Genomic DNA, 254 nt, shown 5'->3' on the forward strand with positions numbered 1-254 from the left:
TCCATGACAAACTCGCCGTTTTCATCGGTTCGGGTTCGGCCGATATGGTTGTTAATCCGTGCGTTAGCCAGCAGTGTGCCGTCTTCCGCACGGATACGACCGGAGACGGTAACCATCTGCTTCACCTCTGGCTCAATGACAGCGACATTGCCTGGATAGAGAGTCAGACGACTTTTGCGGCCGCTGACGATATCGTAACTGTCGAGTGAGTTTTTGCTGTTCTGTAACTCCACCTCATATCTTCCATAGGGAGA

The 254-nt window shown here is 52.0% G+C and carries 1 protein-coding gene; it reads right to left on the bottom strand.

The window, feature by feature from the left end; genetic code table 11:
• Window positions 1-254: CS1-pili formation C-terminal domain-containing protein (locus tag IEQ44_RS16215; RefSeq protein WP_193639456.1), on the bottom strand; the 254-nt coding region annotated here is incomplete at both ends.

The organism is Nocardioides malaquae (assembly GCF_015070385.1).
Taxonomy (GTDB): domain Bacteria; phylum Actinomycetota; class Actinomycetes; order Propionibacteriales; family Nocardioidaceae; genus Nocardioides; species Nocardioides malaquae.